Source organism: Mesorhizobium sp. f-mel (assembly GCF_053850215.1).
In genome coordinates, this window is sequence record NZ_JBSPTO010000015.1 from 1 (window position 1) to 24,694 (window position 24,694).

A 24,694-nucleotide genomic window follows, 5' to 3' on the forward strand; every position below is an offset into this window, starting at 1 on the left:
TGTTCTTGTCCTCGTCGACGACGTGGCAGGCCTTGCATTTGGCGAAGACCTTCTCACCCGCGGCGGCATCCTGTGCCTGAGATTGGCTCATGATAAACGTCGCAACGGACACGACGGCGAAAAACGCGATTGCACGCATGGCATTTCCTCATTGATCGTCAAGGTGCCCTGGACGATTTGCGCATGCCTTTGTTTGATCATCGGCATGCGTCGATTATGGCAGAGCGAAAGCTTCTCCCCTGTGGAGTTGCGACGCCTGCATCTTGGAAGCTACCCGGCAGATGAGCGATGTCAACCATACAGAGGTCCAGTGAACCGCAGGCACGGCGAGAAGTGCCCGGCACGGGAGATGAGGGCAGCGCAAAACCGGAAGCGATTGCCCTGGTCGCGAGCTCGCGATTCGTTGCTTTGTGGCGGCATTTGTGCTATTGACTTGGCAATGGCGCTGATTTGCGCCAACGACCCGCCCGCCGAGGCGGGTTTTGTGTTTTCAAGTATCGCCGGCGTCCTTCCCGAATTCAGAGGAGCTCGGCTCCGGCGCCCTATCCATTCGACTTTGTTGACGGCCATCGGGCGAACGCGTAGCCTCAAACCATTCCGGTTTTCCACGGGCACCTCGGGACTCCGGCAGATGGCGATTTTGTCCAGGCTCGCAGATCGGGCCGGATCTCGCCGAAGCGGGCGTCTTTAAGCGCGCAAGAGGTGCTGAATGGATATGGTCGACCTCATATTGACGGTTTGCCTGATTACCAATCCGGGCAATTGCCGAGACGAGCATCTCTATTTCGAGAGCCGTGGCTCTCTCGTCCAATGTATGGTCTTGGCGCCCAGCGAAATCGCGAAATGGTCGCAGGAACACCCGACCCTCAAGGTCAAGCGCTGGAAATGCGCTTTCCCGAACAAGGACCGTGCGATCTGATCGGCGCCCCGGCCTGTTACGGCCCCGGGAGGAGACATCATCATGATTTCGCGTCGAGGAACGCTCCGTCTGGCGGCTCTTGGAACGGCCGCAGCGCTTGTCTCAAAACCCTCCTTCGCCACGAGCAAGGTTCGCATCGGCGTGCTGAAGTTCGGCACCGTGAGCTGGGCGCTTGACACCATGAAGCAACACAAGTTCGACGCAGCCAACGGCATCGATCTGGAGATTATCGATTTCGCCGGCGAGGATGCAACCAACGTCGCTATGCTGGCCGGCGCGATCGACAGCATCGTCTCCGACTGGCTGTGGGTCTCGCGCCAGCGCTCGGAAGGCGTCGACCTCACGTTGGTCCCCTATTCGACCGCCGTCGGGGCAATCATGGTGAAGGAGGGGACGCCGATCCGCACGATCATCGATCTCAAGGGAAAAAAGATCGGCGTCGCTGGCGGGCCTCTCGATAAAAGCTGGCTGCTGATCCAGGCGCTGGCCAGACGCGATCACGGCCTCGACCTGCCGGCAACCAGCGACATCGTCTTTGGCGCGCCGCCGCTGATTTCGGAAAAGGCGATGCAAGGCGAACTCGATGCGGTGCTCAACTTCTGGCATTTTTGCGCCCGCCTCGAGGCCAACGGCTTTCGTCGGCTGATCGGCGCCGATGATGCGGCGAAAGCCCTCGGGGCCTCGGGCGCCGTGTCGGCGCTCGGCTATGTCTTTCATGACAAATGGGCGAACGAAAATCCGGCCGCCGTCCGGGGCTTCATCAAGGCTTCGGCGCAGTCCAAGGACTTGCTGGCCAGATCCGACGATGAGTGGCTGCGCCTTGCGCCGATTATCCGCGCACAGGGCAAGGAATTGGCCAAACTGCGTGACCGCTATCGCGAGGGCATTCCCAGACGCCCCGTCGCCGAGGATGCGGCCGACGCCGGCAAGCTCTACCGCGTGCTGGCCGAGATCGGCGGCGAAAAGCTGGTCGGCCGCGCGCCGGAAATGGCGCCAGGCACGTTCTGGCAGGAGCTCCCGCAATGAGCGCACCTGATACCGGCGATCGCCCGCCGGGCGTCGTGGCCGATATCTCCAGCCAATCCAGCCTTGCAACGGCGCTGACACCCGTGCTGACGGTCGCGGTCTCTCTGCTCGGGCTTTGCCTGCTGTGGGGTCTTGCGGCAAATGCCTGGCCGAGCCGTGCCTTTCCAGGGCCGGGACAGGTTTGGCAGGTTTTGCTCGCAGAGGCGGCGAACGGCGACCTTTTCTACCATCTCGGCGCGACACTCGGCCGGGTTGCCGCGGCATATGTCGTCGCGATGGTTGTTGGCTCGGTCATAGGCGTTCTCCTCGGCAGCCACCGCAGCGCAGACCGGTTCTTCAGTCCCTGGGTGGTTCTGTTCCTCAACATTCCCGCGCTGGTGGTCATCGTGCTCGCCTATATCTGGTTCGGCCTCAACGAAGCGGCGGCGATTGGCGCGGTTGCCGTCAACAAGATCCCCAATGTCGTGGTGACGATGCGCGAAGGCGCCAGAGCGCTTGATCCGAGTTACGCCGAAATGGCCGCCGTCTACCGCTTCGGTCTTCTCGACCGTGTCCGCCACGTCCTGCTGCCGCAACTGCAGCCCTATCTTGCCGCCGCCTCACGATCCGGCATCGCTCTCATCTGGAAGATTGTCCTGGTGGTCGAACTGCTCGGCCGCTCCAACGGCGTCGGCTTCCAGATCTATCTTTATTTCCAGCTCTTCGACGTCGCCGCCATCCTTGCCTATACGCTGGCTTTCGTGGCGGTGATGCTTGTCATCGAACTCCTTCTGGTGCAGCCCGTTGAACGACATGCAACCCGTTGGCGCCGTCGTCCCGCTTAGGGTCGACATCGCCGAAAAGACCTTCAGGTCCGCGCAAGGCGTCTCGATCACGGCGCTCCAGGACCTTTCCTTCGAGGTCCGGCAAGGCGAATTCGCCTGCTTGCTGGGACCGTCGGGTTGCGGCAAGACCACGACGCTGCGCATCCTGCTTGGATTGGACAACGACTTTTCCGGCTCATTCCAACTGCCTGAAGGCGGCTCCAACCGGATCGCCGCAGTATTCCAGGAGCCAATCTTGCTGCCGTGGCGGACAGTGGAGCAGAATGTCAGGCTGGCGCTGCCGAAAAGCCTGAGAACGAAAAATCTCGACGGGCTGTTCGACACGCTCGGCCTCGCCGGCATGCGCTCGCTCTATCCGGCCGAGCTTTCGCTCGGGCTTGCGCGCAGGGCAGCACTTGCCAGGGCCTTCGCCACCGAACCGGCGGTGCTTTTCCTGGACGAACCCTTTGCCTCGCTCGACGAACGGACTGCCGAGCGGCTTCGGCACCTGCTTTTGACCGTCTGGTCGGCGCGGCCTACGACGGCCCTGATGGTAACCCACAATCTGCGCGAGGCGCTGATGCTGTCGGATCGCATAATCGTTCTTACGCAGCGGCCGGCCCATGTGCTCGGCATGTTCGACGTAAAGCTGCCGCGGCAATATCGCAATCCACAGGTGATGAGCGACCTCTTGCGGTCGTTCCATCAAAAATTCCCAGGCGTGGCCTGATCGCCTTACGGTTCGGAATGCATAGTGGGGAACGCCATGCCGATCGACAGGGTACGACGCAAGCTTGTGAACGGCTTCGCCTGCACCGCGGTCAGCGCCGCGATGCTGCCCTGTTGCCTCGGGCGGGCCGCTCTCGCCGCGGCCGGCCTTGAATTCAAGCTCAGGAAAATCGCCGACGGCGTCTTCGCTTTCCGGGGCGTCGATGCATTGATGAGCGCCGCCAACCAGGGCGCGATCTCGAACCTGGGCGTCGTCGTCGGCACCGACGCTGTTGCCGTCATCGACAGCGGCGGCAGCCTGATCGAGGCGAACGCCTTCATCGCCGCGATCGGCAAAATAACCGCCAGGCCGGTTCGCTACCTGATCAACACCCACATGCACCCCGACCACATCTTCGGCAATGCGGCATTCCGGGAGATCGGCGCGACCATCGTCGGCCATCGCAATCTGCCGCGCGCGCTCGAGGCACGCGGCGCGTTCTACCTGCAAAGCTTCCGCGAACAGATCGGCGACGCGCTCATGAGAGGGGTCGAGATCATACCGCCGACGATGCTGGTCGATGATCGCCTGCAGCTCGACCTCGGTGGACGCGTGCTCGAATTGCAGGCATGGAAAGCGGCTCACACCGACAACGACCTGACCGTCTTCGACAGCGCGACCCACACGCTGTTTGCCGGCGATCTCGTTTTCATAGGTTCCTTGCCGACGCTCGACGGATCGCTGCTCGGTTGGCTTCGCCAGATGGATGCGCTCGCCGCGATCGGCGCCGTGCGCGCCGTTCCGGGTCATGGCCCGGTGCCGGCCGACTGGCCGGAGGCGCTGACGGCGGAGCGGCGCTATTTCGAAGTTCTGGCGCGCGATATTCGCAAGGCGATCGTCGACGGGACGCCGCTCAGCGAGGCAGTCAAGACCGCCGGCGCAAGCGAACGGGGCAATTGGCATATGTTCGACGACTACAACGAGCGCAATGCAACGGCCGCCTTTGCCGAAGTCGAATGGGAATAGATCACACCGACAAGCGTTGGACGGGATGAAGTGGATCGATTTGCCAAGGCATCGTCAAAGGCCTATCCTCGACATCGGCCTGGGCACCACCTCTCTGACATTGGTGGAGGCATCGAAATGCAGAACCATTCTTACCGGAGCCGGCAGCTCGCCTTGCCGCTCGCAGCCATTTTTGCCGCGATCATCCTGGCCGTCGGCACGCTCTTTGGCTCCTCCGGAGCCGCCCACGCGCAACAAACAGCCGCGTCTTCGGACAGGATCTGGCAGGATTTGAAAGGCGACGTGTTCGGCGATCGGGCAATTCTGATCGATACCGGCGTCGTCAGGGTCGAGGCGCCGAAGCGGGCGCAGGATGCCGCCATCGTGCCTGTCGACGTCTATATCGACCCGGCCAAGGCACCCGACGGCATCAAATCCGTCACCTTGATCATCGACGTCAATCCGGCACCGGTGGCGGCGACGTTCCAGATCGGCAAGGACGCCGGCGTGACGCATCTGTCGACGCGCGTGCGCGTCAACGACTATTCCTATCTGCGTGCCATAGCAGAAACCCAGAGCGGTGAACTTCACATGGCTCAGACCTTCGTCAAGGCGTCAGGCGGATGCTCGGCCCCGGCGGTCAAGAACCAGGACGAGGCGATGGCGACAATGGGGCAGATGAAGCTGCGCCAGTTCCCGCCGCAAGAGACGATGACAAAGGCGCAGGAATTGCAGCTGATGATCCGCCACCCGAACAATTCGGGCCTGCAGCGGAACCCGTTGACCCAGCACTTCATCCCCGCGCATTTCGTTCAGAAATTGTCGATCTCGCAGGCAGACCGGCCGATCCTCTCGATGGAAGGCGGGATATCGATTTCGGAAGACCCCAATTTCCGGTTCGATTTCACGGCGCACGGCACTGCCCAAATCCAGGTCGAAGCGATTGATACGGACGGCAAGGTGTTTCGAGATCAATGGCCACTGGAGGCTACAGGACTCTGAAGCCTCGATACCGTATGCAGCGGTTGTCTCCCGCCGTCGGCGCTCCTACACGGTCTAAAAGCAGCGCACGTCGGCTTCCGCCTGCGCGCGCTTCAGTTCCGTGCTTGCGGCTTTTGCCGGCGCGCTTTCGCGAAACAGTCCCGAACGCTCCCCTGTCGTCAGGGACATGCTCTTGAAGGTCTCGGCCCTTTCATAATCCTCGAACGGAAGGATCGAGGCGATGACGTCGATCGAGCAGGAACAGCTTTCCAGCGCCTGACGTGTCCGGCCATTCGTCTGCATGCAGCCGAGCACATAGTCGACAACTGTCGTTGTTGGATAATCTCCGGCGGCACCGGCCGGATTGGCGAAGGCCAGCAACAGCGGCAAGGTCGACAAGCCGACATATCTGAGCATGGGGAACCCTCCGTTGGCGCGGACATGATAGATCGAGCCCGATGGGTCGAGCCCAATGGGTCGAGCCCATGGATCGAGACAGGATCACCGCACCAGTTGGCCTCGTGCCATCACCCCCGTCAAGTTCTCTTGCTGGCCATATAGTACCAAAGGAGCAAGGCCGTGCCGGCCGACAAAAGGCCTCCCAGACAGCACGATCATCCGCTGTGAATCGTGGTGCTGACCTTCATTTCATGTCTCCTTCACTATCGGCACCCGGAGCGACGGGCGCATACTTAACATCACACGAACCAATGAATATTCATAAATAAAAATCAATACATTCCGCCAAAAAAATACGCAAAATTGGGGAAGTTATATAAATCCAGCCTCGTTCACAGTCGATCAATAGCTTTCTGTATGGATTTTTTCATATCTATTTCTCTATATTGCAGTGCAACATAGCCAGAAGTGATTTTTCTTGCCTTCCGCCTGGGGATGACATAGCTTCATCCTGTTTCCGGCTTCAAGGGCGTCACCGTCATTAGGGAGCGGCGACAGTCTTTCGTAGGCCAAGTGGGATGGGCAGTAACGGTGCCCTCTGCTCATTCGGCTTAGGTCGTGACACGCTGCCGGAAATACTTCCCCCACATGAATCGCTTGGGCAAGCCCTCGTGGGCTCGACGGACGATTCGTCATTGTGAACCCTGGGAGGACTTTGATGCGTGTACTTGCGAAAACTGCCTACCTACTAACGACCGCGGCGCTCATGTCGTTCGGCGCGGTCCACATGACGTCGGCCAATGAAGAACTGATGAAAATGGCCGAAAATCCCAAGGACTGGGTGATGCAGACGGGTGACTACGCCAACACCCGCTTTTCCAAACTTAACCAGATCACCAAGGACAATGTGAAGAACCTGCAGGTCAAGTGGAGCTTCTCCACTGGCGTGTTGCGCGGCCATGAAGGCGGGCCGTTGATCATCGGCGACGTGATGTATGTCCACGCGCCGTTCCCGAACACAGTCTATGCTCTCGATCTCAACAATGACGGAAAGATCCTCTGGAAATACGAGCCCAAGCAAGACCCCAATGTCATTGGGATCATGTGCTGCGACACGGTCAATCGTGGCGTCGCCTATGGCGACGGCAAGATCATTCTCAACCAGGCTGACACCACCGTCGTCGCGCTCGATGCCAAGACCGGCAAGGTTGTCTGGTCGGTCAAGAACGGCGAGCAGACCGACGGCGGAAAGGGCGAATCCGGTACGTCAGCGCCTGTGGTCGTCAAGGACAAGGTGCTCGTCGGCGTCTCCGGCGCTGAATTCGGCGTTCGGGGCTGGCTGGCTGCCTACAATCTGGCAGACGGCAAGCTCGCCTGGAAAGCCTATTCGGAAGGTCCGGACGCAGACACCCTGATCGATCCCGAAAAGACCACCCATCTCGGCAAACCTGTCGGAAAGGATTCCGGCACGAACACCTGGGAAGGCGAACAGTGGAAGACAGGCGGCGGCACGACATGGGGATGGTATTCCTATGATCCCAAGCTGAACCTGGTTTACTATGGTACCGGCAATCCCTCGACATGGAACCCGGTGCAGCGCCCAGGCGACAATCGCTGGTCGATGACAATAATGGCTCGCGATGCGGATACTGGTGTTGCCAAATGGCTCTACCAGATGACCCCGCATGACGAGTGGGACTTTGACGGCATCAACGAGATGATTCTCGTCGACGGCATGGAGGTCAACGGTGCCAAGCGCGACGTGCTGGTGCATTTCGACCGCAACGGCTTTGCCTACACCATGGATCGCGCCACTGGCGAACTTCTCGTCGCCAAGAAATACGATCCGGCAGTGAACTGGGCGACGGAAGTCAACATGGACCCCAGCAGCGACCAGTATGGCCGCCCGCAGGTCGTGGCCAAATATTCGACCCAGCAGAACGGCGAAGACACCAACACGACGGGCATCTGCCCGGCGGCGCTTGGAACCAAGGACCAGCAACCGGCGGCCTATTCGCCGAAGACCGGCCTGTTCTACGTGCCGACAAACCATGTCTGCATGGACTATGAGCCTTATAAGGTGAGCTACACTGCCGGCCAGCCTTACGTGGGCGCCACCGTGTCGATGTATCCTCCCCCTGGAGAAGACCACATGGGCAACTTCATTGCCTGGGATGCTGCCAAGGGCGAGATCGTCTGGTCGAAGCCCGAGAAGTTCTCGGTGTGGTCGGGCGCGCTGGCAACCGACGGCGATGTCGTATTCTACGGCACGCTCGAGGGCTACATCAAGGCGGTCGATCATGACGGCAATGAACTCTACAAGTTCAAGACCCCGTCCGGCATCATCGGCAACATCACGGCCTACGAGCACGACGGCAAGCAGTACATCGCCGTTCTGTCCGGCGTCGGCGGATGGGCCGGTATTGGTCTGGCAGGCGGACTGCTTTCGCCTGATAATGCCGCTGCCTGGCATGGCGCCGTCGATCAGGGCCGTGAGCAAGGCGACGAGACCGCGGTCGTTGGGACTGCTGGTCTGGGCGCGGTCGGTGGCTACGCAGCACTTGCCGACTATACGACGCTAGGCGGCCAGCTCACCGTCTTCGGTCTCCCGGACTGATACACGGGAACCTAAGGCACGCCTCGGGGTCTTGTGAGAAGACCAAGGCTTGAAAAGCGAGAGCCCGGATCACCGGGAAGCCAGGACCGGGCTCTCAATTTCGCCGCGCACCCAAAACATCGATCAATGCCGCTTCACGACAGCAAGACCGTGTGCAGGCGCAATGAAGGAAGAGTCTGAATGTCCGTTCGCCTTGTAATTTCCGCTCTCGCTCTGGTTCTGCTGCCGCTGGCAAGTTCAAGTCTCGCGCAGGCCTCGGACAGCGCGGAAAAAGCCAAGGTGGCGACGGAAGAGGACGGCAAGTATTTCGACGCGGAGGGAAATCCGACCTACAAAATCGAAAACGGAACCGTCGATTGGTACACATTCAGCGGTTACCGCCGGTATCACTCCGATTGCCATGTTTGTCACGGACCGGACGGCACAGGTTCGAGCTATGCGCCGGCCCTGGTCAACAGCCTGAAAACCATGGATTACGCCACGTTCCTCTCGATCGTCGCCGAAGGCCGCAAGAATGTCGGCGGCGGCAAGGAGAACGTCATGCCAGCCTTTGGCGACAATAAGAACGTCTATTGCTACATGGATGATCTCTACGTCTATCTGCGTGCCCGCGCCGACGGTGCGGCGCCCCGCGGCAGGCCGCCGAAGAAAGCAGACAAGCCACAGGCAGCGAAGGATGCCGAAGCATCCTGTATGGGTGGATGATATGATTGACCGTGATGCGTCGAAGCTGCGCTTTGTCCTGCCGATGCTCGGCGCACTCGCCTTGCTGACTTCGAACGCCCAGGCGCAGGACGCCGGCCTTGGTGCCGCGGGAGAACTGGTCGACCCCGACATTCTGCGCGTCTGCGCCGATCCTTCGAACATGCCTTTCACCGACGAGAGCGGCGAAGGCTTCGAAAACAGGCTGGCCGAACTGGTTGCCGCGAAAACGGGCCGCAAGTCCGTCGCCTATACATGGTTTCCTGTTGTCGCTGGCTTCGTGCGCAACACGCTGGCGGCCAACCGATGCGACATCATCATGGGTTACGCTCAGGGCGATGAGCTGGTGCAGAACACCAACGCCTACTATCGCTCCTCCTATGTGCTGGTGCACCCGAAGGGCAACGGCATGGAAGGCGTCGAGACGATCGAGGATCCGAAACTCACCGGCAAGAAGATCGGTGTCGTCGAAAGCACGCCGCCGACTGCCAATATGGCCGCCAACAAGCTCTTGCGAACGGCAAAAATCTATCCGCTGGCGGTGGATACGCGCCTCACCCCTTCCATGGGGGAAGTCATGATCAAGGACATGCTTGCCGGCAAGATCGATGCGGCTGTCATGTGGGGACCGATGGCAGGCTACTACGCCAAGGAACTCGGCGCCGATCTCACGATCGTTCCGCTGGTGACGGAAAAAACCGGCTCGCGCATGTCCTACCGCATCACCATGGGCGTGCGTCCATCCGACCAGGAATGGAAGCGGACGCTCAACCGGGTGATCAGGGAAAACCAGGCGGAGATCAACAGGATCCTGCTGGACTACAATGTGCCGCTGATCGACGAACACGATAATCCGATCACGCAATGACGAAACCGGTATGAAGGGAAAGGAGACGATTTTGCTGGTCGCTGCGGGCCTTCTGGGTCTGACCCCACCGATGTGGGCTGGCGATGTCGCCGAGCCCGGCGGCTACCGGATGAACGATTATCGGGCGCCGGTGCCGCAGACGCTGCGGGGCGCAAGCGTGGTGACGACAGCAGAGGCGGAGGCGCTGTGGCGGGAGAAGAAGGCGGTGTTCTTCGACGTCATGCCGAACACGCCGAAGCCGGCTAATTTGCCGGCAGGAACGATTTGGAGAGACACGATCAGAAAGGACATCCCGGGCAGCACCTGGCTGGCCAATGTCGGTTACGGCGCTATCTCCGAGGAGACCGCCAACTATTTTCGCCAAGGCCTCGCGGCCGAAGCCGGTGCCGACAAGTCGCGCGCGATTTTGTTCTACTGCATGACGAATTGCTGGATGTCGTGGAATGCTGCGAAACGGGCCGTCGAGTGGGGCTACAGCTCGGTGATCTGGTATCCGCCCGGCGCCGATGGATGGGAACGTGCAAACCTTCCGCTGGAGGAGAAGAAGCCTTACGTGATCAGCAATTGAGCATGAGCATATTGTTACTTTCGATCGTCTTGTTTTTCGAGTTTTAAGAACCTACCGTTTCATTTGTCCATTTTGAGAGCTGATGGACGAGCCATTGCAATGGTGCCCAGCAATGGTTGACTGAGAAAAGGATCGGCCCCTTCGGGCTGGTAGAAGAGGAGAAATGCCATGAAGAAGAGCTGGACGAAACCGACCATGTGCCAAGTTGCTGCGGGCTTCGAAATTTCGCGGTATCTGCCTGCTGAAATTCCTCCCAAGAAGTAGGCCGCAGAGGTGCGTGTCCCTGGCAACGGGGGCACGCACTGCCTTGCCGCGCGAGGTCTTCGTGAAAGGCTTTGGCGCGTTCAATACGGGCGAGAAGCCATTCGCGGTCGAAAAGTTGCTGTTGGTTGAGTGAGCCGCAGAGCGGGCATTGCAATGCGCTTGAAAATCATCGGCTCGGCGGCAGGCGGCGGCTTTCCGCAATGGAATTGCAACCATCGCCTGAGCCGCGCGGCTCGCACCGGGATGGCCGGCGTGCATTCGCGAACCCAATCAAGCATCGCCGCGTCAGTGGATGGGGCCGGCTGGGTGCTCTTCAACGCCTCGCCCGATATTCGCCAGCAGATTGCGCAAACGCCTGAATTGCAGCCCGCGCACGATGCGCCGCTGCGTTCGACACCTATTCGTGCGGTGGTGCTGACCAATGCCGATGTCGACCATGTCGCCGGCCTGCTTAGCTTGCGTGAGCGGCAGCCCTTCGCCATCTACGCAACGACAAAGGTTCTGGCAACGCTGGAGGCGAATTCGATTTTCAATGTTCTCGATCCGACGCTCGTGCCACGACGCATCTTGCCGCCGGCGGAAGAACTGGCGATCTGCGATGCAAACGGCAACGACACCGGCGTGATTGTCGAGAGCTTTCCGGTGCCCGGAAAGATAGCGCTCTATCTTGAGGAAAGAGGCCAGCCGGATGCCAATTTCAGCTCCGAGTCCGGAGACACGATCGGCGTCCGTATCGCCGGTACCGGCAGTCGCGGCTCCGTCTTCTATATCCCGGGCTGCGCGCGCATCGATGCGACCCTGCGCACGCTTCTAGCCGATGCCGCCTCCCTCCTGTTCGACGGCACGGTCTACACGGACGACGAGATGATTGCTGCCGGCGTCGGCCAAAAAACCGGGGCGCGCATGGGGCATCTGGCAATGTCGGGAGACGCGGGTTCGATCGCCGCCTTAGCCGATGTAAGGATCGGCCGCCGTGTCTTCGTCCACATCAACAACACCAACCCCGTTCTGGACGAGAATTCCGCCGAACACGCAGCGGTCAAAGCGGCCGGCTGGGAAGTCGCCGGCGACGGGATGGAGATGGAATTTTGAGTGATTTCCACGACGCGGCCAGGAACGGCCTGTCCTTCAGCGAGCTCGAAGCCGTGCTGCGTCAGGTCGGTGCCGAGCGCTATCACAACCGCCATCCTTTCCATCACAGGATGACCAGTGGTGCGCTGTCGAGGACCGAGATGCAGGCCTGGGCGCTCAACCGCTACTGCTACCAGGCTGTCATCCCGCGCAAGGATGCCATGATTCTCGCAAATGCCGAGGACCCGGCGTTTCGCGCCGCCTGGCGCAAACGCATCGAGGACCATGATGGCGAGGACGGCTGGAGCGGCGGTATCGCGCGTTGGCTGCATCTGGCGACCTCGCTCGGCCTCGACGCCGATGCGGTGAAGAGCGAAAGGCTGGCGCTGCCGACGACACGTTTCGCGGTCGGCGCTTACCTCTCCTTTTGCACGAACCGGACGCTGTTCGAGGCGGTCGCGTCGTCGCTGACCGAGATGTTTTCGCCGCTCATCATCGGCGAGCGGGTGCCGGCGATGCTGGCCAAATACGATTACATCACCGAGGATACGCTGGCCTACTTCACCCGACGGCCCGAACAGGCCTCGCGCGACGCCGACTTTGCCCTCGCCTACGTGCTCAGCCATGCCGACACGGCGGAGCGCCAGCAGCAGGCGATCGATGCGCTGGTGTTCAAATGCGATATACTCTGGGCCATGCTCGACGCGCTTCAACACGCTTATGCCGAGCCGGGAAACATCCCGCCCGGCGCCTTCCGTCCGGAGACAGCCCGATGATGGCGCTGCGCGAAAGAGCTTTGGTGTCGTCACGATCGGTGCCTTCGCTGCCGAAGCACGTGCGCATACAGTACGATCCCGTGCGGCAGGCCTTCGCCGTGCTTTCGCCGGAAAAAGTATTTTGGCCGAACGACATCAGCCTCGACATATTGCGCCGCTGCGATGGACGGTCCACGGTCGGCCACATCATTGCCGACCTTGCCGCGGATTATGACGCCGAACAGGAGGCCGTGGCGGCCGACGTCGTCGCCTTCCTGCAGGAATGGTCGGACAAGCTGCTGGTGAAGCTATGAGCGAGCCCCTTCTCCCTCCGATCGGCATGCTTGCGGAACTGACGCATCGCTGCCCGCTGCAATGCCCTTATTGCTCCAATCCGCTCGAATTGCTGAAGGCCAATCGCGAACTCGATACACAGACCTGGCTCGACCTGTTCTCGCAGGCCGCCGATCTCGGCGTTCTCCAGGTGCATCTGTCGGGCGGCGAACCGACGCTGCGCCGCGACCTCGAGCAATTGATCGCCGGGCTTTCGGCGCGCGGCGTCTACACCAACCTGATCACCGCCGGCGTCGGCATTGCCGAAGGCCGCATCGAGGCGTTTGCCGAAGCCGGGCTCGACCATCTGCAGCTGAGCTTCCAAGGCGCACGTCCGGCGACCACCGACCGCATCGGCAACCACAAAGGCGGCCACGAAAAGAAGCTGGAGACGGCACGCCGCGCGCGCGTAGCCGGCCTGCCGCTTACCATCAACGCGCCGATCCATCGCCACAACATCGAGGAGGTGCCGGAATTCATCGATCTGGCCCTTTCGCTGGGCGCGGAGCGGCTCGAGATCGCCAACGTGCAGTATGCCGGCTGGGCGCTGACCAATCGCGATCAACTGATGCCAGAGCGTGCTGCGGTCGACCGTCAGGCGGAGATCGTCGCGGCGGCGCGCGAACGGCTCACCGGCATCATGAACATCGATTTCGTCACGCCGGATTATTTCGCCATCTATCCCAAGCCGTGCATGGGCGGCTGGGCGCGCGACGCCTTCATGGTGGCGCCGGACGGCACCGTGCTGCCATGCCATGCCGCACAGACCATCCCGTCGCTCAGTTTTGAGCGTTTCGGACCGCGCAGCTTGGCCGAGATCTGGACGGATTCGCCGGCATTCAACGCCTTTCGCGGCACCGACTGGATGCAGCAGCCCTGCCGCAGCTGCGAGCGGCGTGAGATCGACTGGGGCGGCTGCCGCTGCCAGGCGATGGCGATCGCCGGCGATGCCGCCGCGACGGACCCGGCTTGCGCGAAATCGCCGATCCATGCGCGCATGGCAATGCTGATCGACGAAGCCCAGCGTGCTGCGGCAGTTCCTTCGAACGACGAACAATTCGTCTACCGGCGGATCGGCGTCGTGACCGAGCCCGCCTGACGCGCGCTCTTCTATTCCACCGTCTCGCACTCGCGCACCGCGTCGGCGAAAGCCAGTGCATCGCGATTGACCGCGACATTGTGCACGCGAAAGATCGAAGCGCCCTTCAGCCGCAAGATGACGCTGGTCGCCGCTGTGCCGACGTCTCGCCCCTCGTCGCTTCCGCCGACCAGGTGACGGGCAAGACGCTTGCGTGACGTGCCGACCAGCAATGGAAAACCGAGAGCGCGCAATTCACCGAAGCGAGCCATAAGCTCAAGGTTTTCCTCTCCGTCCTTGGCGAAGGCGAAGCCCGGGTCCAGCACGATCCGGTCGTCCGGGATGCCGGCGTCGCGCGCGATCTCCAGCGATCTGTTCAGAAACAGGAACTGGTCGGCGATCACATCCGCCAGTTTTTCGCGGCCGCGCCCGGTGTGCATTATGACGAGGCCGGCCCCGGTTTCCGCCGCGACATGCGCGATGTCGGGCTCGCGCTGCAGGCCATGCACGTCGTTGACGATATGTGCGCCCGCAGCGACCGCCAGTCGCGCCGTCTCGGCCCGATAGGTGTCGACCGAAACGACGGTGCCGCCGTCGGACGACAGCGCCTCGATGACCGGGAGGATTCGCGATTGTTCCTCGCGCGCCGAAACGGCGCCGGCTCCGGGCCGGGTGGATTCGCCGCCGACATCGATGATCGCCGCGCCCTCGCCGATCATTCGCCGCGCCTGCTGGAGCGCCGGCTCCGGCCGATCGAATTCCCCCCCGTCGGAAAAACTGTCCGGCGTAACGTTCAAAATCCCCATCAGCAACGATTTCGCGCCAATGTCGAGATGCCGTCCATGAGCAAGGTGCCAGCGCGTCATGCATCAACCTTCCGGCATACTAGAAGCCATTCGCGACACGATTGTCACTCACACGAGTCCGGTTTCCCCATCTACCTATGCTCGCGAAACAAAAAGGAGCCTCGCAATGACCAAGGAAACGATCAGCTTTACTTACACGACCTATATTGTCTCGACACCGGGAAAGGTGTTCGAGGCAATAACGAAACCGGACCTCGCACGGCACTACTGGGGCCACGAGAACGTCTCTGACTGGAAGCCGGGTTCAAGATGGGAACATATCCGCGCCAATGATGAACGGACCGTCGAACTCGTCGGCAAGGTCGTCGAGGTCTCCCCGCCGACCCGTCTCGTCATCACCTGGGCAAACGCTTCGCAGGCATCTGATCCGGCGAGCTACAGCCGGGTGACCTTCGAGCTCGAGGAATACGAGGCCATGGTCCGGCTGACCGTCACCCATGACGAACTCGAAGCCGGCAGCGGGATGGCGAACGGCATCAAGCGCGGTTGGCCGATCGTCCTCTCCAGCCTGAAATCCTTCCTCGAAACGGGTCAGGCGATCGATGTCTTCGCCAAGCCGCGCGCGTCCGAACTGGCGGCCTGAACCCGGGAACTAGGAGCGAGCAGATGAGTACTCTCTACACCGGCGGATGCGCGTGCGGCGCGGTCCGCTACGAGGCAAAGGCAGCCCCGATCTTCGAAAACCACTGCCAATGCCGCGATTGCCAGAAAAGAAGCGGCACCGGCCACCAATCCTATCTGACGTTTCCGTCGCGGGCAGACGTGAAGATCACCGGCACGGCGACGGACTGGCGCGTTGCGGGTGACAGCGGCAACGATAACATCCATTCGTTCTGCCCGGTCTGCGGAACGCCGGTCTACCTGAGCTTCGCCGCCATGCCGGAGCCGATCGCGGTTTATGCCGGAAGTCTCGACGATCCGAGCCGGTTCAATCCGACCGTTGTGACCTACGGCAGCCGCGCCCTCCCCTGGGACAAGATGGATACCGCGCTGAAGACGTTCGAGAAGATGCCGCCAGGCTAACCGGCCCGGCGTCAGGGCGGACGCGCACTATCTTCAGAGGGCGGATCTGCGCCCACCGCAGGCGCGGATCGAAGGCACGGCAGTCAGAAAGGAAATAGCGCACCTGTCACCGTAATTCGCGGTTGTGCCCATGACACTCACCGCTCAGCGATTGCCGTACTCATCATGGCGGCGCCACCATGCCTGGGGGAACTCGAGCCCGTTCTCGTTCCTTCCCCACGGAGCCAGGTCGAGGAAACGGTAGACCCCCATAAGCGCCTCGGTGCCACGGGCGTAGGTGGAGTAGGTGTGGTAGACGGCACCGTCCTGGAGCGCGAAGACGCTCATTCCCTCCTTCTGCGGCTCGGCCCTGTCGACATGCTGATAGTTATAGTCGGCGCCGTCTCTCTGCTGCTCTTCGGTGAAGGCGGCGCCGAAGTCGCATTTGAAATCGCTCCCGAGCGACGAAACCCACGGAAAGCGCCAGCCCATTTGCTGCTTGTAATCCTGGAGCTCCTGCAACGGGGCGATCGATTCGCAAACGAGGGTAATGTCGCGGCCGTTCAAGTGGGGGATGACGCAGTCGAAGTGATCGGCGATCAAGGAGCATCCGGTGCATCCTTGGCGCTCATCGGTGAGCCGGTATCCGTAGCCGAACATGAAATGATAGACGAAGAGTTGCGAGCGCCCTTGGAAAAGGTCGGCGAGCGAGGCGCTTCCCTCCTCGGTCTCCAATAGATACTCCTTATCGATCCGAACCCACGGCAGGTCCTGTCGCTGTCGCGCCAGCTCGTCGCTCTGCCGCATGAGCCGTTTCTCCGCCTCGAGCAGTGCGAGCCGCGCTCCCAGCCATTCTTCGCGTGTTCCGGTCTTGTGTTTCGTCATCGCTCCTGTCTCCTTACTCGGGGGGCTTCCTTTCCGTTCCTCGAAGCAACTTGTTGCGTCAGGAGATAAACTTAACGCCGGAGGCGAAACATGGTAGCCAGATGTGGGGTGGGTTTCCGATGGACTCCCTGATCACGGATGCCAATGATGTCACTTTGGCCTTCGAAGACTACAAGCTGGAAATGGATAGCGCTCCCGCTCGAACACCTCTGCTCGATGCGTTGCGGACCGCAGACTGAAAAAGAAGGACGGAGTCACAAGGCGAGGTGCTGATGTTCCCGCGCGGCGGGCATTTCCTGCTTGAGACGCACGCCGAACCCGGCGCCCTCCCTCTTGATGGAGTTCATCAAGCGAACACAGGGGGAGCGGCGACGGCACCTACAACGGCCAGCCCATGTCGACCCGAAGATCCTGCAGCCCGCCATGTCCGCTGATAACCGAGCAGCTGTCGACAACAAAACCTCGACTTTCACGCGCCTGTGGGCCGTGTGGAACCTGCGCCAAACTCGTGAGTTCCAGATAACGTCCAATCCGTCCGGCGCTTTGGCTGATCTTCGACCTCGAGCTCAGCCAGCCTGGCATGGCATCGCCGCTCTTGCGAGTTGACGCTGGCCATCCAGCGTCCCGAGACGCCGACAATGAACCGCCGAAGATGAACGAGAAAGAAGCAGCGGAAATTGAGCGCAACGAGATGTCGCGAACCCTGATTGTCATTGGTTTGATTATAGTCGCCACAGGCCTATTGTGGCCCTGGTTGTCTCGAATCGGTCTGGGCAGACTGCCTGGCGACATCGTGATCGAACGTGAGAACTTTACGTTTTATGCTCCGATCGGCACCGGAATATTGATCAGCATCGTTCTCTCTTTTGTTCTGTGGCTACTCAACCGGTAACGAGTCCGGCGAGCCTGCGTCTCCGGAGGGAACGGACGACGCGGGGAGCAACCCGATCTGGCAGCAATAGCGATTGCGCCTTATCTCGGCGAAGGCGGTTTTTCCGCTGCTCGGCAACAGAAACTCTTGAATAGGACACGGCTTTCACCAATTCGATTTTGCTGGGCGAGTCACCCGGCGGTACAGACGGCGGGACCTATACAGCCCCCTCGTCTACTTCGGAGGATGCGGCTGTGAGCGCGAGATTCTGTACGAGATACGTGTGTTGTAAGGGAGGCCTGAAATGCGCCGGGATTATCGCGACTGGGATGCTGTGATGCTTTGGTGGGTATCGGATTCATTCTGATCCTATGGTCCACGTCGATTCTCAAGGCCCTAACCGAGTGATTCAGAAAAGGGCGGGTCCTTGGCCGCCTCCTATGTTGAATTCGTATTGGCAGAAGCAGCCGCACTTCGCAGATCCGCATTCGTAACCTATGGTATCCGGGCCCTCCCTTGGGACAAGATTGATACCGCGCTGAAGACGTTCGCGAAGATGCCGCCAGGCTAACCGGCCCGGCGGCAGGGCGGACGCGCACTATCTTCAGGAGGCGGATCTGCGCCCACGACGGCATTACGGATCGAAGGCACGGCAGGCAGCAAGGAAAATAGTGCACAGTCACCGCAATTCGCGGTTGTGCTCATGACACTCAGCGATTGCCGTACTCGTCATGGCGGCGCCACCATGCCTGGGGAATTCGAGCCCGTTCTCGTTCCTTCCCCACGGAGCCAGGTCGCATCTGACCGGCTGCGCATGATCTGCGACCACGAAGCCGCTGATATCGCCAGCGTTCGGAATGTCCAGCACGAGGCTGAAGCAAGGTTTGAGCGGCTGCCGATGTGCTGGGCGAGCCGTGAGATCCAGTCGTCAGGCTAGTGCGGGTGAAAGTTGCAAGCCGTCGTTGTGTGTCGGAACCTAGCCAGCAGGCAACCGCTCATCTCTGAATCGAAGTGCGCCTCGCCGAATGCAGCGTCCAGGCGTGCCACCGTGGCGGCGATGCGCCAATCTTCCATGACCGTGATGGACGCATGTCAGGGAGGAGGCGGCCCGGTCCTGTTCGCGCTATAGATGCAGCGGTTGGCGATTGAGCAGCATGGAATCGCCGAATTCATGCGTGCGGTATCGGTACGCGGTGAGGGTTGCGGAGGCCTTGGCGAGCAGAGCATCGTCGGCAAAGGCACGCAGGAGCTCGAAATGGCTTTCGCCGGGCTGGTGGACGCCTGTGAGAATAGCATCAACCACGTGAAGCCGCGTGTCCCGCGCGATGCGCCCTGTCGCAATGCCATTTCCGGCACGCACATTCCCGTCGGGACTGGCGGCCGCCTCAAGCGCGCGCACTACACTCGTGCCGATCGCGATGATGCGGCCGCCGCGGAGCTTCGCCCGCGCAACCTGCGCCGCGGTGCGCTCGGGGATGCGGTACGGCTCGTCGAAAGGGAGTCGCGAATCGAGCGCGGGATCGCCGGTGGAGGAAACGCCCGCGGCATGGGTGAGTGATGCGAAGCCGACGTCGCGCCGACGCCAGGCTTGGAGCGTGCGCCAGTCGAGCGCAAAGCCTGCCGACGGCGCCTCGAACGCGACCGGCCCGGCGGCAATCTTCGTCCAGATATCCCACAGGGCCAGCGGTTCGGGAACATGCGCGTATTGGATCGGCCGGCCGTGCCGCGCCAGGCCTGCAAGCACCTCTGCGCGGTTGTCTGGGAAGCGCAGCTCGACAAGGCGAGGATGGTCGAGGAGGCGCTCTACGACGGCTTCCAGCGGGCCAAGCCGGAGGCGGTCACCTGGTGACAGCGGCGGCGGAGGCAGCCGGTCTTCCGTGCGCGTGCGGTGATCGCCCGCGCCGAAGGCAATAGCCACGAAGCGGGTTGGATCGGGAAGTGACAGCCAACCTGCCAGGCGAATCTCGATCGCCTCTTCGCTGGGGACATGCGTGCCGTGCAAGCTGGCAGGCAAGGTCGCGGCGTCATTGGCGACGACCAGATCGCCGGGATCGAATAGCGTCGCGAGTCCAGCGCGCGGCAGGTCGCGCATCGCGCCGTCTGCCTCGACGACGAACAGCCTGGCGGAGCGCCGATCGGGACGGTCGGCGGCAATCATCCGCGCGTCCCGGCGAGAGTCGTTGTGCTGACCGGCAACGCGTCGAGCATCCTTTCGATGATCTCGGCAGCAGCCACTTCGGGGCGCTTCAATGTCGACGGATCGGCGTCAGGAAGCGCCAGCGCGTGCAGCGGGGTGTCCATATCGCCAGGGTCGAGCGCGAGGAGCCGGATGCCGTCGGCTTTCGCCTCCTCGTCCCAAATCGCCGTGAGATGGGCAAGAGCAGCCTTGCTCGCGCCATATGCGCCCCAGCCGGGATAGGCGTTCACCGCTGCGTCGCTGGAGATGTTGATCACCAGCGCGCCACGGCCCTCGCGTGCGGACGCGGCAAGCGCACCGAACAGGGCTTTCGTTAGCCGGAACGCGCCGACGAGATTGACCGCGAGCGCTTTTTCCAGCTCCTCGCACTCGGTATCTGCAAGGAGCGCCAGAGGAACAGGGCCGAGGCTCGACGCATTGTTGATCAGGACATCGAGCCCGCCGAGGCTCGCGGTGACTTGCAACGCGATCGGGTAGATGTCTTCCTTCTTGCCAACGTCGCCGATAATGCCGTGCGCGCCCGTCTCGTCGGCGATGCGTTCGACGTTCGCGGTGGTGCGGGCGACGAAGGCGACGGACGCACCCTGCTCGGCTAGCTGCCGCACAAGCGCCAGTCCGAGGCCGGACGTGCCGCCCGTGACCGCCACGCGAAGTCCCTGAAGATCGATATTCGTCTGCATTGCCGGTGCTCCTTCAATCTGCACCGTTGCTACAAGTTCAAGTTAACTTGAAGTCAAGCGGGAATCGTGCTTTCTTTCACGCATGGATTCCATGCTGACCATCACCGACGTGGCGCGACGCAGCGGCGTCGCCTCTTCGGCCCTGCGTTTCTACGAAGAGCGCGGGCTGATCGCTTCCGAGCGGGCCGGCTCGGGGCATAGACGCTATCCGCGCTCGGTGCTGCGCCGGATCGCCTTCATCGTCTTCGCGCAGCGAATTGGGCTGACGCTTGAGGAGATTGGCGCCGAGCTCGCCAAGTTGCCAGCCGATCGCGTGCCGTCACGTCGGGATTGGTCGCGTTTGTCGGGCCGGTGGACCAAGCGCATCGACCAGCGCATCGCCGAGTTGCAGCGTCTGAGGTCCGGGCTTACCGAGTGCATCGGTTGCGGCTGCCTGTCGATCGACCGGTGTAGCCTTGCGAACCCTGCCGATATGGCAGGTCGCAAGGGGCCGGGGCCGAGGTATTGGCTGGGATAAGTTGGCGGCGTGCCTGTCACTATTGCAGGCTCGACACCGCAAGACTTCGCCGAGTGCGAGACGCTGTGGCCCGGTAACGGCTCCCGCGAGCGGCGAACGCACTCGTCGCGGCGAGCACATCTCGGCGCGTGATGATCACGCTCGGGCAGGTTTGTTACTGACGCGCGGCATTACGGTGACAGTGCACTTTTTGCCATGTTTGCTCGGCTGTCGCTGTGTGTAGATTGAACGCATGGCTCGACTTGCATCGCCGCGCTGCCGATGTCGGCATCTGGGCGGCCGGTGGGCAGCGAACCACTTCTGGCCGGATTGCCGAGCAAACCGGAAAAGCCGTGAAATCGGGAAAACGCGGCAGGTGGGGAAAAGAAAATGGTGCACTGTCACCGTAATTCAAAGCGGCGAGAAGTTGCAGCCAGGATTACGATCCTAACGCCAGACCAAGCGTTTGGCGCGCCTCGTTGACGGTGGCCACGCGCCGGCCAAGCTTCTCGACTGAGGCCGCCGCAAGTTCGACGAGCTCCGCGTTGCTACGCGCCAGGCGTTCCCTGGTGATCCTGATATTATCCTCAAGTCCGGTACGCACTGCGTCTGCTCCGCGGGCCAACGCCCAGTTCATCACGATCGTTTGGTTGCGGCCTATTCCGGCCGCCGTCCAGGTAGATTGTGGAAACAGGAATTTCGCTTCCCTGAGGAGCACGTCGAGCAATCTCTCCTCCGCAGGCAGTGCGTTTTGCACGCCCATGACAAACAGGATGTGCGGGCGTTCACCTATAAGTCCGCCGTCGGCCAGCCGCCTGGCAGTGTGAAGGTGCGAGAGGTCGAAGATTTCGATCTCCGGCAGCACGCCATTTGCCTTCATCGCGGTTGCGAGATCACCGATCAGGGCGGGATGGTTCTCGTAGACTATGGATGGGAAGTTGACCGAACCGGTTGAAAGCGAGGCCATGTCCGGCTTCAGATAAAGTGCCGAGCCACGCGCGGCAGGATCACGACCGCGCCCGCCGGTCGAAAACTGGACGATCATGCCGGGGCAGTGCCTACGCACCCCCTCCTGAACGGCAGCGAAGCGCGTTGGTTCAGACGATGAACTCTGATCGTCATTGCGCACGTGGATGTGCACCAGTGACGCACCTGCTTCAAAGGCTTCCTGGGTCGACTCGATCTGTTCGGCCACGCTGATTGGCACCGCAGGATTGTCTTCCTTGCGCGGCAGCGAGCCGGTGATCGCAACGGCGATGATACAGGGTTCAGGCATGGCGATACACTATCGGTCGACCTCGTCCATGAGCCAGCGGATCGCGAGCGGATACCCCTTGGCGCCAAGCCCAGCGATCACGCCGGTGGCGACCTTCGATACTAGCGACCGATGATAGATCTCCTCGCGGCGATGGATGTTCGAGATATGCAGTTCGACGATCGGGCCCGGAAACATTTTGAGCGCATCGAGCACCGGGATCGAAATGAAGCTCAAACCCGCGGGATTGATCAGAATGCCCGCACCTTCGTCGATCGCCTCATGGACCCAGTTGACGATTTCGCCCTCGATGTTCGACTGGTGAAAACGGATCGGACGGTCGCCGGCGGCGTCACGGCACATCCCCTCTATTTCTGCGAGTGTCGTCCTCCCATAGATCTCCGGCTCGCGCATGCCGAGCCGGTTGAGGTTTGGGCCGTTGAGAACGAAGATTGGCTTGGTCATGGTCCTATCCTTGATAGCCTAGCAGGCGCGGCAGCCACAGCACCAGCGATGGGAAGAAGGTGATCAGCATCAGGGCGGCAATCATGGCGTAGAGAAACGGCATTACGTCGTGCACCAGGTCGCGCAGCGGCACCTCTGCGATACGGGTCATGATGAACAGCAGCAACCCGTAGGGCGGCGTGACGAGCCCGAGCATGATGTTGACGACGACCATCACGCCGAAATGCACCATGTCGACGCCGAGCGCCTTCGCCGTCGGAATCAGCACCGGCACGATTACCAGCAGGATAGTCGTCCCCTCCAGCACGCAGCCCAGGATCAGCAGCAGGATGTTGACGAGGATCAGGAAAGCTATCGGCGAAAGATCCCAGGACTGCAGGATCACCGACAGGGACTGCGGAATGTTCTCAACCGTGACAACGTAGTTGAACACCAGGGCGCCGGCGATGAGCATGCCGATCGAGGCCGTGGTGCGGGCGCTGTTGAGAAGCGCATGGTAGAGCTGACCCGGCGTCACGCTGCGATAGATCGCGACCGAGATGAGCAGCGCGTAGCCGGCGGCGACCGCCGCGGCCTCGGTCGGGGTCATCACGCCGCCCCTTATGCCGACCAGCAGAACGACCGGCAGCATCAGCGCCGGAAATGCGCGCAAGGTGATCCCCGGAAATTCCCTGAGCGGCACCGGCTGCTCGACCGGAAAGTTTTTCCGGCGCGCGTCGATGGCGACGATGATCATCTGCGACAGGGCGAGAAGAAGGCCCGGCACGATACCCGCAATGAAGAGGTAGCCGATGGATGCATCCGAGATTAGCGCGTAGATGACCAGCGGAATTGACGGAGGAATGATCGGGCCGATGACGGAGGTGACGGCTGTCAGCGCAGCGGCATAGCTCGCCGGGTACTTGCCATCCTTAGTCATGAGTTTCTGCATCATCTTGCCGGTGCCCGCGGCATCGGCGATAGCCGAGCCGGACATGCCGGCAAAGATGATCGACTGCAGCACGTTGACTTGCGCCAGGCCGCCGCGGAAACGGCCGACGACGGCGTTGCAGAATTGCAGCAGCCGGTCGGTCATTGTTCCGGCGTTCATTAACTCCGCGGCGAGAATGAACATCGGTACGGCAAGCAGAATATAGCTGGTGTAGAGCCCGTTGAGGAGCTGCTCAGCGGACGTGCCCATGTCGAGCCCTGCAAGCCAGAGATAGAGGATCGACCCAGCGATCATCGAGTGACCGATCGGCAGGCCGAGCAAGGCCAGCGCTGTGATCGCAACGACTGACAGCGAAAAGGGACTCGCGAGATTCATACGCCGGAGCTCGCTTTCGTGGGGTCAAATTCCGCCGGTGCTTCGCCGCGCAGAGCACGCCACGCGAGCCATAGGTAGCGGGCGATCACGGCGACCACGAAGAAGAGGTAGATCGAGAACAGCCAGTCGAAGCGTATGTTGAGGTAGGCGGTGCTCTCGACCTTCATGAAGGTCACGTAGCCGAAGACGGCCGGAAAGGACCAGCCATAGAGCGCGACGAGAGCGATTGCGAAGGCGAGCGTCATTGCTCGCCTTATGTCCGGACCGACTGCGGCGTAGAGGAGATCAAAACGGATTTCCTCTTCTTCACGAACGACGAACGCTGCGCCGAACAGCACAACCCAGATCCAGAGCACGACGGTGAGCTCGTTGCTCCAGCCCGTCGGCCAGTTGAGAAGATAGCGAAAAACAACCTGCAGCAGAAACGCGGCGAACATGGCGCCGATGGCGATGGCGATGGCGTTCTCGGCGCGCCGGTAGAGCCAGCCGCCGACCTTTCGCAATCCCGGGTTCATCATGCCTCCCTGGCGGCCAAACGAGTTGAGGCCAGCCGGTCACAAGCGGAGCGGCCGG

The 24,694-nt window shown here is 61.5% G+C and carries 28 protein-coding genes and 1 pseudogene; 18 read left to right on the forward strand and 11 right to left on the reverse strand.

Annotation, left to right across the window (positions count from 1 at the left end; all coding sequences use genetic code 11):
• Window positions 1-139 (reverse strand): annotated as a pseudogene (locus ACWUKX_RS18630) (c-type cytochrome); the annotation flags it as partial.
• A gap of 570 nt (window positions 140-709) precedes the next feature.
• Here ACWUKX_RS18630 and ACWUKX_RS18635 point away from each other — a divergent pair.
• From ACWUKX_RS18635 to ACWUKX_RS18660, 6 genes are all read left to right on the forward strand, one after another.
• Window positions 710-919: a hypothetical protein gene (locus ACWUKX_RS18635; protein ID WP_065010914.1), complete on the forward strand. Its 210-nt coding sequence runs from the start codon at window positions 710-712 to the stop codon at window positions 917-919.
• Between the two features lie 39 nt (window positions 920-958).
• The gene (locus ACWUKX_RS18640) at window positions 959-1,945 is read left to right on the forward strand and encodes an ABC transporter substrate-binding protein (protein ID WP_456008454.1); all 987 of its coding nucleotides are present in this window, start codon (window positions 959-961) and stop codon (window positions 1,943-1,945) included.
• Window positions 1,942-2,769: an ABC transporter permease gene (locus ACWUKX_RS18645; protein ID WP_456008317.1), complete on the forward strand. Its 828-nt coding sequence runs from the start codon at window positions 1,942-1,944 to the stop codon at window positions 2,767-2,769. The genes ACWUKX_RS18640 and ACWUKX_RS18645 overlap by 4 nt, the downstream gene beginning before the upstream one ends.
• Window positions 2,738-3,478 (forward strand): ABC transporter ATP-binding protein, encoded by a 741-nt coding sequence (locus ACWUKX_RS18650; protein WP_456008456.1) that lies wholly within the window; start codon window positions 2,738-2,740, stop codon window positions 3,476-3,478. Before ACWUKX_RS18645 ends, ACWUKX_RS18650 begins: the two co-directional genes overlap by 32 nt.
• A gap of 36 nt (window positions 3,479-3,514) precedes the next feature.
• Complete coding sequence (locus ACWUKX_RS18655; RefSeq protein WP_456008319.1) at window positions 3,515-4,483, forward strand: quinoprotein relay system zinc metallohydrolase 2; 969 nt, start codon at window positions 3,515-3,517, stop codon at window positions 4,481-4,483.
• A 117-nt stretch (window positions 4,484-4,600) separates the two neighbouring features.
• Entirely contained in the window at window positions 4,601-5,464 is an 864-nt protein-coding gene (locus tag ACWUKX_RS18660; RefSeq protein WP_456008320.1) for a quinoprotein dehydrogenase-associated SoxYZ-like carrier, read from the forward strand.
• A 54-nt stretch (window positions 5,465-5,518) separates the two neighbouring features.
• Here the strand turns inward: ACWUKX_RS18660 and ACWUKX_RS18665 are convergent, their stop codons facing one another.
• On the reverse strand, window positions 5,519-5,860 hold the full coding sequence (locus tag ACWUKX_RS18665) for a hypothetical protein (RefSeq protein ID WP_455846877.1): 342 nt from the start codon (window positions 5,858-5,860) through the stop codon (window positions 5,519-5,521).
• A gap of 700 nt (window positions 5,861-6,560) precedes the next feature.
• Here ACWUKX_RS18665 and ACWUKX_RS18670 point away from each other — a divergent pair.
• From ACWUKX_RS18670 to ACWUKX_RS18685, 4 genes are all read left to right on the forward strand, one after another.
• On the forward strand, window positions 6,561-8,459 hold the full coding sequence (locus tag ACWUKX_RS18670) for a methanol/ethanol family PQQ-dependent dehydrogenase (RefSeq protein WP_455846876.1): 1,899 nt from the start codon (window positions 6,561-6,563) through the stop codon (window positions 8,457-8,459).
• 180 nt (window positions 8,460-8,639) lie between these two features.
• On the forward strand, window positions 8,640-9,164 hold the full coding sequence (locus ACWUKX_RS18675) for a c-type cytochrome, methanol metabolism-related (protein WP_456008321.1): 525 nt from the start codon (window positions 8,640-8,642) through the stop codon (window positions 9,162-9,164).
• A 1-nt stretch (window position 9,165) separates the two neighbouring features.
• On the forward strand, window positions 9,166-10,029 hold the full coding sequence (locus ACWUKX_RS18680) for a quinoprotein dehydrogenase-associated putative ABC transporter substrate-binding protein (RefSeq protein ID WP_456008322.1): 864 nt from the start codon (window positions 9,166-9,168) through the stop codon (window positions 10,027-10,029).
• 10 nt (window positions 10,030-10,039) lie between these two features.
• Window positions 10,040-10,597 carry a PQQ-dependent catabolism-associated CXXCW motif protein gene (locus ACWUKX_RS18685; RefSeq protein ID WP_127317116.1) on the forward strand — a complete coding sequence of 186 codons (558 nt, stop codon included), beginning with the start codon at window positions 10,040-10,042 and terminating at the stop codon, window positions 10,595-10,597.
• A gap of 59 nt (window positions 10,598-10,656) precedes the next feature.
• Here the strand turns inward: ACWUKX_RS18685 and ACWUKX_RS18690 are convergent, their stop codons facing one another.
• Window positions 10,657-10,794, reverse strand: a complete 138-nt coding sequence (locus ACWUKX_RS18690) for a hypothetical protein (RefSeq protein ID WP_164547143.1) — start codon at window positions 10,792-10,794, stop codon at window positions 10,657-10,659.
• A gap of 220 nt (window positions 10,795-11,014) precedes the next feature.
• Between ACWUKX_RS18690 and pqqB the strand changes: the two genes are divergently transcribed.
• From pqqB to pqqE, 4 genes are read left to right on the forward strand one after another with little or no spacing between them, the layout of a single operon-like run.
• Complete coding sequence (gene pqqB / locus ACWUKX_RS18695; protein WP_456008323.1) at window positions 11,015-11,953, forward strand: pyrroloquinoline quinone biosynthesis protein PqqB; 939 nt, start codon at window positions 11,015-11,017, stop codon at window positions 11,951-11,953.
• The gene (pqqC, locus tag ACWUKX_RS18700; protein ID WP_456008324.1) at window positions 11,950-12,708 is read left to right on the forward strand and encodes a pyrroloquinoline-quinone synthase PqqC; all 759 of its coding nucleotides are present in this window, start codon (window positions 11,950-11,952) and stop codon (window positions 12,706-12,708) included. The genes pqqB and pqqC overlap by 4 nt, the downstream gene beginning before the upstream one ends.
• Entirely contained in the window at window positions 12,705-13,001 is a 297-nt protein-coding gene (pqqD, locus tag ACWUKX_RS18705) for a pyrroloquinoline quinone biosynthesis peptide chaperone PqqD (RefSeq protein WP_127208872.1), read from the forward strand. Before pqqC ends, pqqD begins: the two co-directional genes overlap by 4 nt.
• The gene (gene pqqE, locus ACWUKX_RS18710) at window positions 12,998-14,119 is read left to right on the forward strand and encodes a pyrroloquinoline quinone biosynthesis protein PqqE (protein WP_456008325.1); all 1,122 of its coding nucleotides are present in this window, start codon (window positions 12,998-13,000) and stop codon (window positions 14,117-14,119) included. Before pqqD ends, pqqE begins: the two co-directional genes overlap by 4 nt.
• Window positions 14,120-14,130: 11 nt before the next feature.
• Here the strand turns inward: pqqE and folP are convergent, their stop codons facing one another.
• Window positions 14,131-14,964, reverse strand: coding sequence for a dihydropteroate synthase (gene folP, locus ACWUKX_RS18715; protein ID WP_456008326.1), 834 nt, complete (start codon window positions 14,962-14,964; stop codon window positions 14,131-14,133).
• Window positions 14,965-15,070: 106 nt separating this feature from the next.
• Here folP and ACWUKX_RS18720 point away from each other — a divergent pair, with 106 nt between their 5' ends.
• Window positions 15,071-15,547, forward strand: coding sequence for an SRPBCC family protein (locus tag ACWUKX_RS18720; protein ID WP_456008327.1), 477 nt, complete (start codon window positions 15,071-15,073; stop codon window positions 15,545-15,547).
• 23 nt (window positions 15,548-15,570) lie between these two features.
• Window positions 15,571-15,987, forward strand: a complete 417-nt coding sequence (locus tag ACWUKX_RS18725; protein ID WP_456008329.1) for a GFA family protein — start codon at window positions 15,571-15,573, stop codon at window positions 15,985-15,987.
• A 144-nt stretch (window positions 15,988-16,131) separates the two neighbouring features.
• Here ACWUKX_RS18725 and ACWUKX_RS18730 read toward each other — a convergent pair whose 3' ends face one another.
• Window positions 16,132-16,851, reverse strand: a complete 720-nt coding sequence (locus tag ACWUKX_RS18730; RefSeq protein WP_456008331.1) for a DUF899 domain-containing protein — start codon at window positions 16,849-16,851, stop codon at window positions 16,132-16,134.
• 652 nt (window positions 16,852-17,503) lie between these two features.
• Here ACWUKX_RS18730 and ACWUKX_RS18735 point away from each other — a divergent pair.
• Window positions 17,504-17,743 (forward strand): DUF2905 domain-containing protein, encoded by a 240-nt coding sequence (locus ACWUKX_RS18735; protein ID WP_342586922.1) that lies wholly within the window; start codon window positions 17,504-17,506, stop codon window positions 17,741-17,743.
• 1,102 nt (window positions 17,744-18,845) lie between these two features.
• On the opposite strand, the gene ACWUKX_RS18740 is transcribed toward ACWUKX_RS18735, so the two are convergent.
• Window positions 18,846-19,880, reverse strand: coding sequence for an S-adenosylmethionine:tRNA ribosyltransferase-isomerase (locus tag ACWUKX_RS18740; RefSeq protein ID WP_456008333.1), 1,035 nt, complete (start codon window positions 19,878-19,880; stop codon window positions 18,846-18,848).
• On the reverse strand, window positions 19,877-20,599 hold the full coding sequence (locus ACWUKX_RS18745; protein ID WP_456008335.1) for an SDR family NAD(P)-dependent oxidoreductase: 723 nt from the start codon (window positions 20,597-20,599) through the stop codon (window positions 19,877-19,879). Before ACWUKX_RS18745 ends, ACWUKX_RS18740 begins: the two co-directional genes overlap by 4 nt.
• Window positions 20,600-20,681: 82 nt before the next feature.
• On the opposite strand from ACWUKX_RS18745, the gene soxR reads away from it, so the two are divergent.
• Window positions 20,682-21,116, forward strand: coding sequence for a redox-sensitive transcriptional activator SoxR (soxR, locus tag ACWUKX_RS18750; RefSeq protein WP_258123707.1), 435 nt, complete (start codon window positions 20,682-20,684; stop codon window positions 21,114-21,116).
• A 418-nt stretch (window positions 21,117-21,534) separates the two neighbouring features.
• Here the strand turns inward: soxR and ACWUKX_RS18755 are convergent, their stop codons facing one another.
• From ACWUKX_RS18755 to ACWUKX_RS18770, 4 genes are read right to left on the reverse strand one after another with little or no spacing between them, the layout of a single operon-like run.
• Window positions 21,535-22,371 (reverse strand): 3-keto-5-aminohexanoate cleavage protein, encoded by an 837-nt coding sequence (locus tag ACWUKX_RS18755; RefSeq protein ID WP_456008337.1) that lies wholly within the window; start codon window positions 22,369-22,371, stop codon window positions 21,535-21,537.
• 9 nt (window positions 22,372-22,380) lie between these two features.
• Complete coding sequence (locus tag ACWUKX_RS18760; RefSeq protein WP_456008339.1) at window positions 22,381-22,815, reverse strand: type II 3-dehydroquinate dehydratase; 435 nt, start codon at window positions 22,813-22,815, stop codon at window positions 22,381-22,383.
• A gap of 4 nt (window positions 22,816-22,819) precedes the next feature.
• Window positions 22,820-24,121, reverse strand: a complete 1,302-nt coding sequence (locus tag ACWUKX_RS18765) for a TRAP transporter large permease (protein WP_456008341.1) — start codon at window positions 24,119-24,121, stop codon at window positions 22,820-22,822.
• Complete coding sequence (locus tag ACWUKX_RS18770) at window positions 24,118-24,636, reverse strand: TRAP transporter small permease (protein ID WP_456008343.1); 519 nt, start codon at window positions 24,634-24,636, stop codon at window positions 24,118-24,120. Before ACWUKX_RS18770 ends, ACWUKX_RS18765 begins: the two co-directional genes overlap by 4 nt.
• Window positions 24,637-24,694 lie beyond the last annotated feature (58 nt).

Bases quoted from the DNA above. Each gene is read 5' to 3' on its own strand.
- ACWUKX_RS18735 (WP_342586922.1), top strand. From the start codon at position 17,504: ATGAACGAGAAAGAAGCAGCGGAAATTGAGCGCAACGAGATGTCGCGA.
- ACWUKX_RS18635 (WP_065010914.1), top strand. From the start codon at position 710: ATGGATATGGTCGACCTCATATTGACGGTTTGCCTGATTACCAATCCG.
- ACWUKX_RS18690 (WP_164547143.1), bottom strand. From the start codon at position 10,794: ATGGTCGGTTTCGTCCAGCTCTTCTTCATGGCATTTCTCCTCTTCTAC.
- pqqD (WP_127208872.1), top strand. From the start codon at position 12,705: ATGATGGCGCTGCGCGAAAGAGCTTTGGTGTCGTCACGATCGGTGCCT.
- soxR (WP_258123707.1), top strand. From the start codon at position 20,682: ATGGATTCCATGCTGACCATCACCGACGTGGCGCGACGCAGCGGCGTC.
- ACWUKX_RS18665 (WP_455846877.1), bottom strand. From the start codon at position 5,860: ATGCTCAGATATGTCGGCTTGTCGACCTTGCCGCTGTTGCTGGCCTTC.
- folP (WP_456008326.1), bottom strand. From the start codon at position 14,964: ATGACGCGCTGGCACCTTGCTCATGGACGGCATCTCGACATTGGCGCG.
- ACWUKX_RS18760 (WP_456008339.1), bottom strand. From the start codon at position 22,815: ATGACCAAGCCAATCTTCGTTCTCAACGGCCCAAACCTCAACCGGCTC.
- ACWUKX_RS18730 (WP_456008331.1), bottom strand. From the start codon at position 16,851: ATGACGAAACACAAGACCGGAACACGCGAAGAATGGCTGGGAGCGCGG.
- ACWUKX_RS18765 (WP_456008341.1), bottom strand. From the start codon at position 24,121: ATGAATCTCGCGAGTCCCTTTTCGCTGTCAGTCGTTGCGATCACAGCG.
- ACWUKX_RS18770 (WP_456008343.1), bottom strand. From the start codon at position 24,636: ATGAACCCGGGATTGCGAAAGGTCGGCGGCTGGCTCTACCGGCGCGCC.
- ACWUKX_RS18655 (WP_456008319.1), top strand. From the start codon at position 3,515: ATGCCGATCGACAGGGTACGACGCAAGCTTGTGAACGGCTTCGCCTGC.
- ACWUKX_RS18725 (WP_456008329.1), top strand. From the start codon at position 15,571: ATGAGTACTCTCTACACCGGCGGATGCGCGTGCGGCGCGGTCCGCTAC.
- pqqE (WP_456008325.1), top strand. From the start codon at position 12,998: ATGAGCGAGCCCCTTCTCCCTCCGATCGGCATGCTTGCGGAACTGACG.
- ACWUKX_RS18740 (WP_456008333.1), bottom strand. From the start codon at position 19,880: ATGATTGCCGCCGACCGTCCCGATCGGCGCTCCGCCAGGCTGTTCGTC.
- ACWUKX_RS18745 (WP_456008335.1), bottom strand. From the start codon at position 20,599: ATGCAGACGAATATCGATCTTCAGGGACTTCGCGTGGCGGTCACGGGC.
- ACWUKX_RS18755 (WP_456008337.1), bottom strand. From the start codon at position 22,371: ATGCCTGAACCCTGTATCATCGCCGTTGCGATCACCGGCTCGCTGCCG.
- ACWUKX_RS18720 (WP_456008327.1), top strand. From the start codon at position 15,071: ATGACCAAGGAAACGATCAGCTTTACTTACACGACCTATATTGTCTCG.
- ACWUKX_RS18645 (WP_456008317.1), top strand. From the start codon at position 1,942: ATGAGCGCACCTGATACCGGCGATCGCCCGCCGGGCGTCGTGGCCGAT.
- pqqB (WP_456008323.1), top strand. From the start codon at position 11,015: ATGCGCTTGAAAATCATCGGCTCGGCGGCAGGCGGCGGCTTTCCGCAA.
- ACWUKX_RS18650 (WP_456008456.1), top strand. From the start codon at position 2,738: ATGCAACCCGTTGGCGCCGTCGTCCCGCTTAGGGTCGACATCGCCGAA.
- ACWUKX_RS18675 (WP_456008321.1), top strand. From the start codon at position 8,640: ATGTCCGTTCGCCTTGTAATTTCCGCTCTCGCTCTGGTTCTGCTGCCG.
- ACWUKX_RS18670 (WP_455846876.1), top strand. From the start codon at position 6,561: ATGCGTGTACTTGCGAAAACTGCCTACCTACTAACGACCGCGGCGCTC.
- ACWUKX_RS18685 (WP_127317116.1), top strand. From the start codon at position 10,040: ATGAAGGGAAAGGAGACGATTTTGCTGGTCGCTGCGGGCCTTCTGGGT.
- ACWUKX_RS18680 (WP_456008322.1), top strand. From the start codon at position 9,166: ATGATTGACCGTGATGCGTCGAAGCTGCGCTTTGTCCTGCCGATGCTC.
- ACWUKX_RS18660 (WP_456008320.1), top strand. From the start codon at position 4,601: ATGCAGAACCATTCTTACCGGAGCCGGCAGCTCGCCTTGCCGCTCGCA.